This window comes from Streptomyces sp. RPT161, assembly GCF_027533845.1.
GTDB classification, from domain to species: Bacteria; Actinomycetota; Actinomycetes; order Streptomycetales; family Streptomycetaceae; genus Streptantibioticus_A; species Streptantibioticus_A silvisoli_A.
The window spans coordinates 1-768 of record NZ_JAPZVN010000089.1 but is presented as its reverse complement, the minus strand read 5'-3'; the positions used below and the strand labels follow the sequence as shown (position 1 = coordinate 768).

At 68.2% G+C, this 768-nt stretch carries 1 protein-coding gene; it reads left to right on the top strand.

The window, feature by feature from the left end; genetic code table 11:
- Positions 1-66: 66 nt before the first annotated feature.
- The coding region (locus O5O46_RS35025; protein WP_269859729.1) for an IS481 family transposase at positions 67-768 on the top strand (702 nt) is incomplete at its 3' end.

Here is a 768-nt window from a genome sequence, read left to right as displayed (position 1 = left end):
AATGGGTGAGGGCCTTCTGGCTCGGTGTGGATTGCGACATCTACGCCGGACGACAGAAAGGCCCTCGTGCCCCACCGTAATGCACCCCTGACCGAGACCGGCCGTCTGCGTCTGGCCCGCTGCGTGGTCGACGACGGCTGGCCCCTGCGCCGGGCCGCGGAACGCTTCCAGGTCTCACCGACAACAGCCCAACGGTGGGTCCACCGCTATCGCGAACTCGGCGAGGCAGGCATGGCCGACCGCTCCAGCCGCCCTCACGCCAACCCGCGACGCACCCCCACACGAACCGAGCGCCGCATCATCAAGATCCGGATCCTGCACCGCTGGGGACCAGCCCGCATCGCAGGCAAGCTCCGCCTGGTGCCCTCTACCGTGCACCGCGTACTGACCCGCTACGGCCTGGCCCGCCTGACCCACCTCGACCGAGCCACCGGCCGGGCCATACGACGCTACGAACGCGACAGACCAGGCCAGTTGGTGCATGTGGACATCAAGAAGCTCGGCAACATCCCCGACGGCGGCGGCCACAAGGCGCTCGGCCGACAGGCAGGCCGCAAGACCCGCTCCAAAACCGGCTACAGCTACATCCACACCGCCGTCGACGACCACTCCCGCCTGGCCTACAGCGAAATCCTCGGCAACGAGAAGAAGGAGACCGCCACCGGATTCTGGCAGCGGGCCCAGGCGTTCTTCGCCCAGGCGGGAATCACTGTCGAGCGCGTCCTGACCGACAACGGCTCCTGCTACCGCTCACGCGACTGGCGCGAC